Consider the following 13,710-nt stretch of genomic DNA (forward strand, 5'->3'; position numbering starts at 1 on the left):
CGGCCCCGGACCCCGCCGGGCCCCGCCGCCCTGACCGGGCCCCCTCCGGGCGGGTCTGTTGCATGTGCCCCGGCGGGGGGCGGGTTCGGCTGCGGGCCCGGCGGGGGCGGGTCGCGCCGTTCCCCGCGCCCCTTGCGGGGCTCCCTCGCCCGGGACACAGCGCCCCGCCCAGTAGGCGGACCCGCTACAGGCGGGGGTCCACCGGTTCGGATTCCAGGGAGAGGACTCCGAAGACCGCCTCGTGGACGCGCCAGAGGGGTTCGCCCTCGGCCAGGCGGTCCAGGGCCTCGAGGCCGAGCGCGTACTCGCGGATGGCCAGGGACCGCTTGTGGTTGAGGAAGCGGCCGCGCAGCCGGGCGAGGTTCTCCGGGCGGGTGTACTCCGGGCCGTAGATGATCCGGAGGTACTCGCGCCCCCGGCACTTGATGCCGGGCTGAACCAGCCGACCGTGACCGCCGCGCACCACCGCGCCGACCGGCTTCACGACCATGCCCTCGCCGCCGCGGCCGGTCATCTCCAGCCACCAGTCGACACCGGCCCGCACCGACTCCGGGTCGCCGGTGTCGACGAAGAGCCTCCGGGTCGTGTGCAGCAGCCCGCTCCCGTCGTTCTCCACGAGCCGGTCGATCAGGGCGAGTTGCTCGTCGTGGGGCAGCCCGGCGAGGCTCCGGCCCTGGACGGCCAGGATCTGGAACGGTGCCAGGCGGACACCTTCGAGGCCGTCCGTGGTCCAGCAGTAGCGGCGGTACGCGTCCGTGAACGCCTGTGCGTCCGTTGCCCGTTCACGCTGGCGCGACAGCAGCTCCCCGACGTCGATGCCCCGTGCCGCCACCCCTTCGAGCGCGGTCAGCACGCCCGGGAACACCGCCCCGGACGCGGCGCCGACAGCGGCGTACTGACTGCGCAGCAGCCCGGACGCCTTCAGCGACCACGGCATCAACTCGGCGTCCAGCAGCACCCAGTCGGTGCCCAGCTCCTCCCAGAGCCCGGCCTCGGTCGCGGCGGCGCGCACCCGGCCGAGGATCTCCTCGGTGACGGCGGCGTCGTCGAAGAACGGACGGCCGGTACGGGTGTACAGCGACCCGGTGGGGCCGTCGACGCCGAACCGCTCGCGTGCCACGTCGGCGTCCCGGCAGACCAGGGCCACCGCGCGCGACCCCATGTGCTTCTCCTCGCACACGACCCGCGCGACCCCGTCCTCCTGGTACTGGGCGAAGGCCTCGGCGGGGTGCTCCAGGTAGCCCTCGAGGTGCGAGGTCGCGGTCGGCGCCATGGTCGGCGGGAGGTACGGGAGCAGCCGGGGGTCCACCGCGAAGCGGCTCATGACCTCCAGCGCCGCCGCCGCGTTCTCCTCGCGGACGGCCACCCGTCCGGCGTGACGGGTCTCGACGGCCCTGCGGCCGTGCACGTCCGCGAGGTCCAGCGGACGGCCCTCGTGACCGCCCGGCGCCTCGGTGGCCAGCGGCTTGGCCGGCTCGTACCAGACCCGTTCGGCCGGTACGTCGACGAGCTCGCGCTCCGGCCAGCGCAGCGCGCTGAGCTTGCCGCCGAACACGGCGCCCGTGTCGAGGCAGATGGTGTTGTTGAGCCAGGTGGCGGTGGGGACCGGGGTGTGTCCGTACACCACCGCCGCGCGGCCCCGGTAGTCCTCCGCCCACGGGTAGCGCACGGGCAGCCCGAACTCGTCGGTCTCCCCCGTGGTGTCGCCGTACAGCGCGTGCGAACGCACCCGGCCCGAGGTGCGGCCGTGGTACTTCTCGGGCAGCCCGGCGTGGCAGACGACGAGGCGTCCGCCGTCGAGGACGTAGTGGCTGACCAGACCGTCGACGAACTCCCTCACGGTGGCGCGGAATTCCTCGCTCTCCCCGTCCAGCTGCTCGATGGTCTCGGCGAGTCCGTGCGTGTGCTGGACCTGGCGGCCCTTGAGGTAGCGGCCGAGCTTGTTCTCGTGGTTGCCGGGCACGCACAGGGCGTTGCCCGAACCGACCATGGACATCACGCGGCGCAGCACGCCGGGCGAGTCGGGACCGCGGTCGACGAGGTCGCCCACGAAGACGGCCGTACGGCCCTCGGGGTGCGCGCCGTCGACGTAGCCGAGCTTGCCGAGCAGGGTCTCCAGCTCGGAGGCGCAGCCGTGGATGTCGCCGACGATGTCGAACGGGCCGGTGAGGTGGGTCAGGTCGTTGAAGCGCTTCTCGGTCACCACCGACGCGTTCTCGACGTCCGCGACCCCGCGCAGCACGTGCACCTTACGGAACCCTTCGCGCTCCAACCGGCGCAGTGAGCGGCGCAGTTCGCGGATGTGGCGCTGGATGACGCGGCGCGGCATGTCGGCACGGTCGGTGCGCGCCGCGTTGCGCTCGGCGCAGACCTCCTCGGGCACGTCGAGCACGACGGCGATGGGCAGCACGTCGTACTTCCTGGCGAGTTCGATCAGCTGACGACGGCTCTCCTCCTGGACGTTGGTCGCGTCGACGACGGTCCGGCGGCCTGCCGCGAGCCGCTTGCCGGCGATGTAGTGCAGGACGTCGAAGGCGTCGCCGCTGGCGCTCTGGTCGTTCTCGTCGTCGGCGACCAGGCCCCGGCAGAAGTCGCTGGAGATGACCTCCGTCGGCTTGAAGTGCCGTCGCGCGAAGGTCGACTTGCCGGAGCCCGAGGCGCCGATCAGCACCACGAGGGAGAGGTCGGTGACGGGCAGGACGCGCCCCTGGTCGGTGTGCTCGCTCATGCGGCCTGCTCCTCCTTCGCGTTCGCGTTCCGGGTCGGGGTGGGGGTGGCGGTGGCCACGGTGAAGACGGCCATCTGGGTCGGCGGGCCGACCTCGGGGTCGTCGGGGCCGACCGGGGTGAACTCCACCTCGTAGCCGTGCCGTTCGGCGACCTTGCGGGCCCAGGAGCGGAACTCCTCACGGGTCCACTCGAAACGGTGGTCGCCGTGCCGGGAGTGCCCGGCCGGCAGGGTCTCCCAGCGGACGTTGTACTCGACGTTCGGGGTCGTCACGAGGACGGTCCGCGGGCGGGCGGAGCCGAACACCGCGTACTCCAGGGCGGGCAGCCGGGGCAGGTCGAGGTGCTCGATCACCTCGCTCAGCACGGCGGCGTCGTAGCCCTTGAGGCGGCGGTCGGTGTAGGTGAGCGAGCCCTGGACGAGCCGGACGCGCGCGGACTGCCGCTCGCCCATGCGGTCCAGCTTGAGCCGGCGCGAGGCGATGGTGAGCGCGCGTACCGACACGTCGACCCCGACGATCTCGGTGAACCGGGTGTCCTTGAGCAGGGCCTGCACCAACTGCCCCTGCCCGCAGCCGAGATCGAGGACCCGACCCGCGCCGGAGTCGGCCAGCGCGGCGAGGATCGCGTCCCGGCGCCGCACGGCGAGCGGCACCGGCTTCTCCTCGGTGTCGGTCTCCTCGTCGACGGCGTTGTCGATCTCCTCGACCGCGATGTCGTCGGTCTCGGCGAGCCGGGCGAGTTCGAGCCGCTCCATGGCCTCACGGGTCAGCGACCAACGCCGCGAGAGATAGCGGCTGGTGATCAGCTTGTGCTCAGGGTGGTCCGGCAGCCAGCCCTCGCCCGCCCGCAGCAGTTTGTCGACCTCGTCGGACGACACCCAGTAGTGCTTGGCGTCGTCGAGGACGGGGAGCAGCACATAGAGGTGACGCAGGGCCTCGGCGAGCGTCAGCCCCTCGGCCGCCAGTTCCAGGTGTACGTAGCGGGAGTCGCCCCACTCCGGAAAGTGCAGGTCGAGCGGCACGGCGTCGGCCTTCACCGTCCAGCCCAGCGGCTCGAAGAGCGCCCGGACGAGGTCGGCGCCGCCGCGTGCGGGCAGCGCGGGCACGTCGATGCGCAGCGGCCGGGTCTCGGCCGGCAGCTCGGGCCGGGCGGCGCACTGGCCCTTCATCGCGCTGGAGAAGACGGCGCTGAGTGCCACGGCCAGCAGTGAGGACGCGGCGTACGGGCGGTCGTTGACGTACTGCGCGAGTGCCGCGTCGGGGGCGCCACCGCGCCCCTTCCCCTTGCCGCGCCTGACCAGCGCCACCGGATCGACCTCCAGCAGCAGGGCCGCGGTGCACCGCTCGGCGGTCGCCTCGGGGTACAGGACATGCGCCGTTCCGTACGAGGTCGAGAACTTCTGCGCGTTGTCGGGATGCTTGTGCAGCAGAAAGCCGAGGTCGGTCGCGGGCCGCTCTGGGGTACCGGTGGTACTGATCGTCAGGAACACGGTGTGTCTGCCTCGAAACGTTTTCTGAGCTGTGGGGAGCCGGTGGGTCGTCCGGGCGGTACGCGGTGCGCACAGACCGGACGCCGGTGAACCGCAGCGTGGGCGCGCACGCCTCGGCCGTCGCCGCTCCCGGCTCCGCCGCGGCCCGCGCAGCCGTGGCCACGCCGCGCCGCGGCCGACCGCAGGGGCGACGCCTGCCCTCGGCGCGCCCCCACAACGTACAGCGGACTCCCCCAGGCGGGCCCGGGGATTTTCACCGCGCGCGGGCGGAACGGGCGGGGTCGCCCGGAGGGCAGCCGGACGTCGGCCGGGATCGGCCGAGGGGTGGCCGGAGGCCGGCCGAGCAGTGGATGGAGGTCGGCAGGGACCAGCGGGCCGGGTGTCAGTCGAGGAGTACCCGGAGGCCGGCCGAGCTGCGGCCCAGGGGCAGCCGGGAGGGCAGCCGGGTTTCAGGCGGAGGTTGCCGGTGCGGGGCGCTCGGCTTCGTCTCCGGCGTTCATGCCCGCGCCCGCGAGCAGGGCGGCGGCGGTGGCGAGGGCGAGGCCGTCCAGGCCCCGCCCCTGCATGACGGCCCGGACCCCGGATCCGTCGAAGACGACGGTCAGTTGGCGCGCCAGCAGCTCGGGGTCACCGGCGCCGCCGCGCTCCGCCTCCTGCCGGAAGAACTCGGTCAGCGCGTCCTTGGAGCGGCGGGCCACCAGGCTCGCGGGGTGGTCCGGGGCCTTCAGCTCGGCGGTCACGGCCACGAAGGGACAGCCGCGGTAGTCCGGGTGCGCGGCCATCTCCTCGAGGCGTTCGAAGACGTGCAGGACGCGCTCCCGCGGCGGCCGCCCGTCGTCCGGGGGCAGCAGGAACGCCAGATGGGCGGGCGCGCTGCGCTCCAGGCTCGCGGCCAGCACACCGTCCTTGCTGTCGAACAGCTGGTACATCGAGCGCTTGGACACCCCGGCCACCCGGCACAGCGCCTCGACACCGACGCCGACGCCCTCGCGGTAGAAGAGGTCGGCCGCGGCGTCGAGCAGCCGGTCGCGGGTCGGTGAACCGGTGGTCGCGGTCGGGGTCGCCTGAGTCATGAGCCCAGCCTACGTTCTCCGCTTGCCTCAAGGAAACCGATCGGTTTACAGTGTTAGTGATAGATGAAAACCGATCGGTTTACGATAGGGGCCGGTGCGGTGCGCGACACAGCGGCCGCTCTTCGACCGCTCCGTTTCCCGGTTCCAAGCGGCCCTCAAGAGGAGAAGCTCATGACCAGCATCGAAGGCTCGGTGGCGCTCGTGACGGGCGGCAGCCGCGGTATAGGCAAGGCCCTCGTGGACGCCCTCTACGAGCGCGGCGCCCGGAAGGTCTACGCGACCGCCCGCGACCCCCGCACCATCGGGCACCCCGACGCCGTGCCGCTGGCCCTGGAGGTCACCGACCCCGCGTCGGTCGCGGCCGCCGCCGCACGGGCCCAGGACGTCTCGGTGCTGATCAACAACGCGGGCGCGACGTCGCCGACGTCCTTCCTGGACTCCCCCGTCGAGGACGTACGGCGCGAGTTCGACATCAACTTCTTCGGGCCGCTCCTCACCACCCGGGCCTTCGTCCCGGTCCTGGAGCGCAACGGCGGCGGGCACATCCTCACCGTGCACTCGGTGCTGTCGTGGGTCACGGTGCCCGGCGCCGACGGCTACAGCGCCGCCAAGGCGGCCCTGTGGTCCCAGAGCAACGCCCTGCGGCTGGAGCTCCGGCCGCGCGGCATCAAGGTGACCGGGCTGCACGTCGGCTACGTCGACACGGATCTGACCGCGAGCCTCGACGTACCCAAGGTCACCGCGACCAGCGTCGCCGGGCAGGCGCTCGACGGGATCGAGACGGACGCCCACGAGGTCCTCGCGGACGCGCTCACCCGCCAGGTCAAGGCCGGCCTCTCGGGCGAGCTGAGCGATCTGTACCCCCAGCTCGCCGGGCAGCAGTAGCCCGCGCCGGACTTCGCCCCAGGGTCGCCGCACCCGCCCCGAGCCACGCCGACGGAGACGCCCGGCCCACCACGGGCGAAGACGTTCCGCTACAGGGAAAGCCGCGCCAGCGGTTCGACGGGGGACGCCTGTTGTGACCGGCGCATGATGGATACATGGATCTTCGAGTCTTCACAGAACCGCAGCAAGGCGCGACCTACGACACGCTGCTCCGCGTGGCCAAGGCCGCCGAAGACCTCCATTACGGAGCCTTCTTCCGCTCTGACCACTATGTGCACATGGGTTCCGTCGACGGGCTCCCCGGACCCACCGACGCGTGGATCACCCTGGCCGGCATCGCCCGCGAGACGAGCCGTATCCGGCTGGGCACTTTGATGACCGCCGGAACCTTTCGCCTCCCCGGCGTCCTCGCCATCCAGGTCGCCCAGGTCGACCAGATGTCGGGCGGCCGTGTCGAACTCGGCCTGGGCGCCGGCTGGTACGAGGCCGAGCACACGGCGTACGGCATCCCGTTCCCGAAGGAGAAGTTCGGCCGGCTGGAGGAGCAGCTCGCCGTCGTCACCGGGCTGTGGGCTACGCCGGTCGGCGAGCGTTTCACCTTCGACGGGACGTACTACCAGCTCAAGGACTCGCCCGCACTGCCCAAGCCCACGCAGCCGAAGGTGCCCGTCCTGATCGGCGGCCACGGCGCCAAGCGGACTCCCGCGCTCGCGGCGCGCTACGCCGACGAGTTCAACATCCCCTTCGCCTCGGTCGCGGACACGGAGCGGCAGTTCGGCCGGGTCCGCGCGGCGCTGGAGCAGGCCGGACGCGAGCCGGGCGAACTCGTCCACTCCAACGCCCTGGTGGTCTGCGTCGGCCGGAGCGACAGCGAGGTGAGGCGACGGGCGGACGCCATCGGCCGTGACGTCGACGAGCTGAAGGCGAACGGGCTCGCGGGTTCCCCGGCGGAGGTCGCCGAACGGATCGCCCTCTATCAGGCGGTCGGTTCGCAGCGGATGTATCTCCAGATGCTCGACCTCACCGACCTGGACCAGCTGGACCTGATCGCCTCCGAGGTGGCACCGCAGCTCGGCTGACCGCCTCCGGGCGATCGCGGGCCGCTGCCAGGAGGGCGGCCGGCCACGGGGGCAGCCGGCCAGGAGGGCGGCTGGTCAGGGTGCGGCCGGCCAGCGGGCAACCGGTCGGGGTGCCGCAGGTCAGGAGGGCGACCGCTCGGCCCAGCGGGCGGCGGGTCCGGGGGCGACCCGCAAGGGGCCGCCGCGGACTGAGGGACGGCGCCCGACCGCGGGGGCGCGGGAGTATGGGCGGCGGCATGAGGCTCGCGGGTCGCCTACCCCGCGGCCGAGTCCCGCTCCACCACGCGTTTCTCGTCCCGCACCGCGAGACGTCTCAGCATTTCCAGGACACGGTCCCTGGACTCGTCCGCCGCGTCGATCGCCTCCATGCACTGCCAGTACCTCCCCTCGTCGTCCGCCGCGCAGGCGATACCGACCAGGGCTATGCCGACCTCCGCGAGGAGGGCGCCGAGACAGAGCAGGGTCTCGCGCGCGTCGCCCAGCTCCGTGAGCCGGGCGGCCCGTAAGGCACCGACATCGAGGGCGTGGTCGCCGAGCACACCGCAGCCGCGGCCCGCCAGCTCGGTCAGCCCCAGGGCCTCGCCCCGGAGTTCAGGGGGTCCCGACACGGCGAGGCGGCTGCCGATCGCCTGTGCCAGGGAATGCGCCTGCCACGCCTCCGCCATCACCTCCGGAGTCTCGCCGCTCTCCGCCAGGGCACGTCTGCTCGCCACGATGAGCCGCACCGCCTCCATGAGCTGCCCCCGTCTGTACGACGCGCTCTCGCACGTCCGCCCGAACTCACCTGTTCACTACCCAGAGTGAGGGCGCTTGAGACGGAAAGCCAGAGGAAGCCCGAAATCTGTGGACACGGAATCGCATCGGAACGTCACGACCACTACAGAGAGTGTTGGATTCCGTTTCGCGGGTCGCGGGACGGCCGCCCCGTCAAGGGTTCTCCGGCACCGGGAACCTCCGCTCGTTGCGGTCGATCTTCGCGTCGAGGGCCGCGAGCGCGTCGATCCCCAGCACCTCGCAGAACTGGAGCAGATACGCGAGGACGTCCGCGACCTCGTCGGTGACGCGGTGCGCGGTGTCCGCGTCCCGCATCACACGGGCCGACTCGTCCGGCGTCAACCACTGGAAGATCTCGACGAGTTCGGACGCCTCCACGCTCAGGGCGGCGACCAGGTTCTTGGGGGTGTGGTACGGCTGCCAGTTCCGCGCGGCCGCGAACTCGGCCAGTCTGCGCTGAAGCGTCGCCACGTCCAGTTCACTCACGGCACCAGGTCTATCACCCCGGCCCGGTCCGCCCCGGGGCGCCGGGTCCTCCGCCATGATCACGCCCAGCCGACCCGCAGCCCTCGGACCACCGCCCCCGCCCGGCCCGCCCGTCCTCACGACGTCAGATCCACCACCGTCACGCCGGCCGTCCCGAGCGCGTGCGCCCCGTCGCCGACCGCGCCCAGCAGCCGGATGTGCCCCCGCTCGCACATCCGCGCCGCCAGCCGCACCAGTTCGCCGGCCTGCCGGGCGTCAAGCCCGCGGTCGAGGCCGTCGGCCAGGACCGTCAGCGACTGGAACGCGGCCGGGACCTCGCCCGCCGGGTCGACCTCCAGGACACCGGGCCCGGTGAGCAGCACGAGGGCGAGCGCGAGATATCTCAACTCGCCGTCCCCGAGCAGCCCGAGCGGCGTACGGACGCCGTCGCCGCGGTCGAGGAGGGCGCGGACCGTGCCGTCGCCGAGCACCTCGGCCAGGACGTCCGTGACGGGGCCCGCGCATCCGGCGCGGACCGCCGCGACCAGGTGGGCGTACCGCTGGCCGCACTCCGACCTTGTGCGCCACAGCACTTCGGCGAGGTTGCCGCAGCCGCGCAGCAGCCGTCCGGAGCCGAGCGGAACGGGGGACCGCATGGAGCCGGGGCCGGGATCGCAGACGTAGACGGACCGCAGGGCGAGCACCATCTGCTCGGCGGCGGCCAGGACTTGACGTTCCCCGGCGGTACGGCCCGCGACGCGCAGGGGCAGCAGCGCGGTGCCGAGGCGGTCGTCGGGGAGCGGGACCCGCGCCACCGCGGAAGCGCCACCGGTGTGCCAGGCCGCCTGGACGGACGGGCGTCCCGGGTCGCGCAGCGCCGTCTCCAGCAGGGTCCGCCCGCCCGCCGACAACCGCTCGCCCACGATGCGCAGTTCGGGTTCGGCCTGGACGGCGACGTCGAGCCGGACCGGGCCCTCGGGTCCGTCGACCGTGCAGCCGATACGGAAGCCCCGGCGCTGCTGGGCGTCGGGCCGCGACCGCTCGGGCACACAGGCGACCGGGTCCGGGAACACCTCGGAGAGCCCAGCCCCGGCGCCGAGCCGCGCCAGCGCCTCGTAGGCCCGCAGGGCGGCCGTCTTGCCGCTGCCGCTGGGGCCGGCGACAAGGGTCAGCGGTCCGAGCGGGAACCGGACGCGGCGGTGGGCGGCGAAGGCGGCGAGCCGCAGCTCGGTGACACCCGGACGGACCGGGCGCGCCTCCACCGCCGTGGGGGCTTCCGGAGAGGACAGAGTCATATGCGGACGGTAGGCCTCCGGCGTGAGGCGAACCGTTACAGCCGGGGAACCTTCCTACGATCGGGGGACGGGACCCCCGATCAAGGCCGGATCGGCACCAGGGGGCGTCAGACGCCGGGAACGCCGACCCCCTCCATCAGGCCGCGCACCTCGGTCCCCGGGGGCGTCAGCAGGAACACGTTCCGGTCGACCCGGTGCATGCCGCTGGCGAGGCCGAAGACCACGCCCGTACTGAAGTCCAGGACCCGCTTGGCGACCTCGGTCTCCGCGCCCGTCAGGTCGAGGAGGACGGGGATGCCGGACATGAGCGTCTCTGCGACGTCCCGGGCGTCCGCGAAGACGTTGACCCGCAGGACCACGAAGCGGCGCCGCGTCTCGGTCTCGGCCTCGGGTATCGACCGGTGACGCACCGCGGACGGCCAGGCGTCCCGGCCGCGCAACGGAACGACCTGGGCGAGCCCTTCCCACTGTTCATCGGTGACGTCGTGGCGGGTCATCGATCCACCCCGTCCTGGCTCGCACTCGTTGTCTGCACCGGGCAATTCTTACGCATGGTCACCCGTTCGGCCCAACAGCGACACGGTCCGCGACCCGGACCGGAAACCGGCGCGTGCGGCAAGCTACGCATATACGAACGTATCCATCGCGCCGAACAGCAAGCGAGGCCTCCCCATGAGCCTGAACATCCGCAATCAGCTCCCCGGCACCGTCACCTCCGTCACCCCCGGTGAGGTCATGGCGACGGTGAAGGTCCGGCTCGACGCCGGACAGGAGATCACCGCGGCCGTCACCCTGGAGGCCGTACAGGAGCTCGGCCTGACGTCCGGCTCCGCCGTACGGGCCCTGGTCAAGTCCACGGAGGTCTCCCTCGCGACCGGACAGGTGGACGGGCTGAGCATCCGCAACCAGCTGCCGGGCACGGTCACCGACGTCACCTCCGGCGGCGCCATGGCCCGCGTCAAGGTCCGGGTCGCGGGTACCGAGCTGACCTCCGCGATCACCAGGGACGCCGTCTCGGAACTGGGCCTCGCCCCGGGCTCCGAGGTCGTCGCCCTCATCAAATCCACCGAGGTGGCCCTGTGCAACGCCTGACGCGACCGGTCCGGCCGGCATCCTCTTACTCGCCTCACACCGGACTCTTCACGTCCCGCCGCGCGCCGCTCACCAGCAGGAATTAGCGTATTACGCCGTGTACTCGGCAGAAATCAAGCCTGCGCCAGCCCGTAGGCAGGCCCCCTCGACGGTCTCACCCGGCGGGCCGGTCGCGCGATGGAACCCGGACGAGGCGCCCGCACAATGGCACCGCGTCCTGACCCTCCTGGCCGACATCAGCCTGTTCATCGGTACGCGCCCGCTGTGGGCGCAGGCCGCCAGCCACCGGCTCGTCGTGGCCGCGATCATCTCGCTCTGCTACGCCTCGATCCTGGCGACGGGCGTCCTGACCCTCGTGGTGCGCCGGGGCCGCTCGCTGGCGCGGCTCGACCTCGTCGTCCTGCTGACCGCGGTGACGCTCGTCGTGTGCGGACTGGTCATGAACCACCAGGGCAGCGACGAGTCGGTCCTCACCACCCAGGCCGCCCACGAATTCGTCGCCGGCCACCAGGTCTACGGCCGTCCGTGGCCCTGGCTCTTCGGTCACGGCGTCGCCCTCACCGCGACGATGAACGGCGGCTACGACTTCACGTACGGGTACCCGCCCCTCGCGCTGATGCTCACCGCGCCGCTGCTGTGGGTCGGACACGGTTCGACCGCCGCCTCGATGGTCGGCACCGGGGCGCTGATCACGGGCGCGGTCGTCATGTGGCGGATGCTGCCGGTGCCGTGGCGGTCCGCGGCGACGCTGACCTGTCTCGGTTTCGGTCTGCTGCCGACGTACGCACGCCTCGGCTATCCGGCGATCCTCGCCTGCGCCCTGCTCATCCCGGTGGTCGTGGGATGGCCGCGGATGGGCGGCGGGGGACGGGGCGACATCGCGCGGGCGGTCTGTATCGGGGCGGCCTGCGCGGCGCAGCAGCTTCCCTGGTTCCTCACCCCGTTCCTGCTGGCCGGGGTGTACGCGCTGCGCCGCGGCGACCTCGGCGCACGGGCGGCGGCGGTCGCGGTGGGCCGGATCGCCGGCATCGCCGCCACCACCTGGCTGCTGATCAACGCGTACTTCATCGTGAGCGAGCCGCACTCCTGGCTCTCCGGGATCGCGCTGCCCCTCACCCAGGACGCCGACATCCACGGACAGGGCCTGGTCGACATCTCGCTGTACTTCACCGACGGCAGCGACCGCCTCGCCTGGTACGCGCACGCCAGCCTGCTGCTGGCGGCGGCGCTGCTGGCGCTGTTCGTGCTGTTCGTGCGACGGCTCGGGCCCGCGGCGACGGTGCTGCCCTGGTGCGCGTTCTATGTGGCGACCCGTTCGCAGGACGGCTACTACCTGCTGATGACGCCGCTCTGGGTGGCCGCCGCGATCACCGCGCCCTGGCAGTCCTTCCGGACCGCGTGGCAGCCCCGCCCTGCGTTCCTGCGCGGTCCGCACCGGCGCGGGGCCCGGATGGCCGCGGTGGCCCTGCTGCTGGCCCCGTCGGCGGCGGCGGTGAGCCTGGCGGCCACCGGGTCACCGCCGCTGCGCATGCAGGTCACCGAGGCCCACCGCGCCGCCCACTCCCTGACCGGGCTCACGGTCGGTGTCACCAACCTCGGCGCCGCGGCGCTGAACCCGCACTTCACGCTGACCACGGGCCAGGGCATGAGCCGCTACTGGTCGGTGGTCTCCGGCCCGTCCACACTGGCGGGCCATGGCTTCGGCCGCTACGAACTCCGGCCCCCCGACGGGAAGTTCCCGCTCCCGCGAGCCGGCGTACGCATGCGTCTGCGAGCCGTCTCGGCGTCGCCGATGACCCTGTCGAGCACCGACCTCCACCTGCCGCTCACCCAGCCCTGAACCCGCCGCGCCGCCTTGCCCCGGGGCGGCGAATCGGTGCGCGCGGCTGTTCGCCGGGTACGGACGCGTGCTGGAATGTCCCGTCGCCCGGCTGTACGCGGACGCGCGCGTCGTCCGGATCCACGCCGGGCCGGCGAGGTCGTGAGAGTCACGACCGCCGAGTCCCCGGGACAGTGATGCCGATGTCGAAGTCGTCGGATTTCTCGCACCTCAAGGGTGTCGCGTTCGTGTCGGGCGGTACCGGAGGAATCGGTGCGGCCGTCGTTCGGATCCTCGTCGAGCGGGGCAGCGACGTGGTGTTCACCTACCGCTCGAGCCGGAAGGCCGCCGACGCGCTCGCCGCCGAGCTCGGGGAGGAGCCGGCGGAGGAGTTCGCGGAGCGAGGACGCCGAGTACAGGCTCTGCGGCTCGACCTGAGCGACGAGCGGGCCGTCGCCGACGCCGTGTCCGAGACGGCCGCGACGCTCGGCGGACTGCACACCCTCGTCCACGCGGCCGGCCCGCATGTGCCGATGGTGCACCTGAGCCGGGTCACCCCGAGCGAGTTCCGGACCCAGCTCGACGTGGACGCGGGCGCGTTCTTCAACCTGGTGCATCCAGCCCTGCCGCTGCTGCGGGAGAGCCGGGGCAGTGTCGTCGCCGTCACCACCGTGGCCACCCGGCGGTTCCCGGTGCGCGACGGGCTCTCCTCGGGGCCGAAGGGAGCGGTCGAGGCGGTCGCCCGCGCCCTGGCCGCCGAGGAGGGACGCTACGGCGTACGGGTGAACTGCGTCGGCCCCGGGATGCTGACCGACGGCATCGCCGCCCGTTTGATCAGTTCCGGCGAACTCGACGAGACGGCACTGGAGATCACCCGCCGCAACACCCCGCTGCGCCGCTTCGGCAGCGCCCGGGACGTCGCCGAGGCCGTAGCGTTCCTCGCCTCGGACCGCGCGGGCTACATCACCGGGCAGACGCTCGGGGTGGACGGGGGGTACAGCGTGTAGTGC

General features: G+C 72.7%; 12 protein-coding genes. 5 read left to right on the plus strand and 7 right to left on the minus strand.

The features are described from left to right. Positions 1-184: 184 nt before the first annotated feature. The 3 genes from ABZV42_RS13810 to ABZV42_RS13820 all read right to left on the minus strand — a co-directional run bounded on the left by ABZV42_RS13810 (position 185) and on the right by ABZV42_RS13820 (position 5,291). Positions 185-2,728, minus strand: coding sequence for a polynucleotide kinase-phosphatase (locus tag ABZV42_RS13810; protein WP_356052008.1), 2,544 nt, complete (start codon positions 2,726-2,728; stop codon positions 185-187). Next, on the minus strand, positions 2,725-4,218 hold the full coding sequence (locus ABZV42_RS13815; protein ID WP_356052010.1) for a 3' terminal RNA ribose 2'-O-methyltransferase Hen1: 1,494 nt from the start codon (positions 4,216-4,218) through the stop codon (positions 2,725-2,727). The genes ABZV42_RS13810 and ABZV42_RS13815 overlap by 4 nt, the downstream gene beginning before the upstream one ends. A gap of 449 nt (positions 4,219-4,667) precedes the next feature. Beyond that, positions 4,668-5,291, minus strand: coding sequence for a TetR/AcrR family transcriptional regulator (locus ABZV42_RS13820; protein ID WP_356052012.1), 624 nt, complete (start codon positions 5,289-5,291; stop codon positions 4,668-4,670). Between the two features lie 171 nt (positions 5,292-5,462). On the opposite strand from ABZV42_RS13820, the gene ABZV42_RS13825 reads away from it, so the two are divergent. Beyond that, the gene (locus tag ABZV42_RS13825; protein ID WP_355981125.1) at positions 5,463-6,176 is read left to right on the plus strand and encodes an SDR family oxidoreductase; all 714 of its coding nucleotides are present in this window, start codon (positions 5,463-5,465) and stop codon (positions 6,174-6,176) included. Positions 6,177-6,331: 155 nt separating this feature from the next. Next, positions 6,332-7,255: an LLM class F420-dependent oxidoreductase gene (locus tag ABZV42_RS13830; RefSeq protein ID WP_355981122.1), complete on the plus strand. Its 924-nt coding sequence runs from the start codon at positions 6,332-6,334 to the stop codon at positions 7,253-7,255. 254 nt (positions 7,256-7,509) lie between these two features. On the opposite strand, the gene ABZV42_RS13835 is transcribed toward ABZV42_RS13830, so the two are convergent. From ABZV42_RS13835 to ABZV42_RS13850, 4 genes are all read right to left on the minus strand, one after another. Beyond that, a complete protein-coding gene (locus ABZV42_RS13835) occupies positions 7,510-7,989 on the minus strand; it encodes a DUF6099 family protein (protein WP_355981120.1) in 480 nt (159 codons plus the stop codon). 193 nt (positions 7,990-8,182) lie between these two features. Beyond that, positions 8,183-8,515, minus strand: a complete 333-nt coding sequence (locus ABZV42_RS13840; RefSeq protein WP_355981118.1) for a nucleotide pyrophosphohydrolase — start codon at positions 8,513-8,515, stop codon at positions 8,183-8,185. A gap of 116 nt (positions 8,516-8,631) precedes the next feature. Further along, on the minus strand, positions 8,632-9,789 hold the full coding sequence (locus tag ABZV42_RS13845) for an ATP-binding protein (RefSeq protein ID WP_356052014.1): 1,158 nt from the start codon (positions 9,787-9,789) through the stop codon (positions 8,632-8,634). A gap of 107 nt (positions 9,790-9,896) precedes the next feature. Then, a complete protein-coding gene (locus ABZV42_RS13850) occupies positions 9,897-10,286 on the minus strand; it encodes a cell division protein SepF (protein ID WP_355981113.1) in 390 nt (129 codons plus the stop codon). Positions 10,287-10,461: 175 nt separating this feature from the next. On the opposite strand from ABZV42_RS13850, the gene ABZV42_RS13855 reads away from it, so the two are divergent. The 3 genes from ABZV42_RS13855 (at position 10,462) to ABZV42_RS13865 (ending at position 13,707) form a co-directional block, all read left to right on the plus strand. After that, entirely contained in the window at positions 10,462-10,881 is a 420-nt protein-coding gene (locus ABZV42_RS13855) for a TOBE domain-containing protein (protein WP_356052016.1), read from the plus strand. Positions 10,882-11,098: 217 nt separating this feature from the next. Next, positions 11,099-12,721 (plus strand): hypothetical protein, encoded by a 1,623-nt coding sequence (locus ABZV42_RS13860; protein WP_355981302.1) that lies wholly within the window; start codon positions 11,099-11,101, stop codon positions 12,719-12,721. A gap of 182 nt (positions 12,722-12,903) precedes the next feature. Next, positions 12,904-13,707 carry an SDR family NAD(P)-dependent oxidoreductase gene (locus tag ABZV42_RS13865; RefSeq protein ID WP_355981109.1) on the plus strand — a complete coding sequence of 268 codons (804 nt, stop codon included), beginning with the start codon at positions 12,904-12,906 and terminating at the stop codon, positions 13,705-13,707. The last annotated feature ends 3 nt before the right edge of the window (positions 13,708-13,710 follow it).

It is taken from the genome of Streptomyces sp. NPDC005281 (assembly GCF_040607495.1).
Classification (GTDB): Bacteria; Actinomycetota; Actinomycetes; order Streptomycetales; family Streptomycetaceae; genus Streptomyces.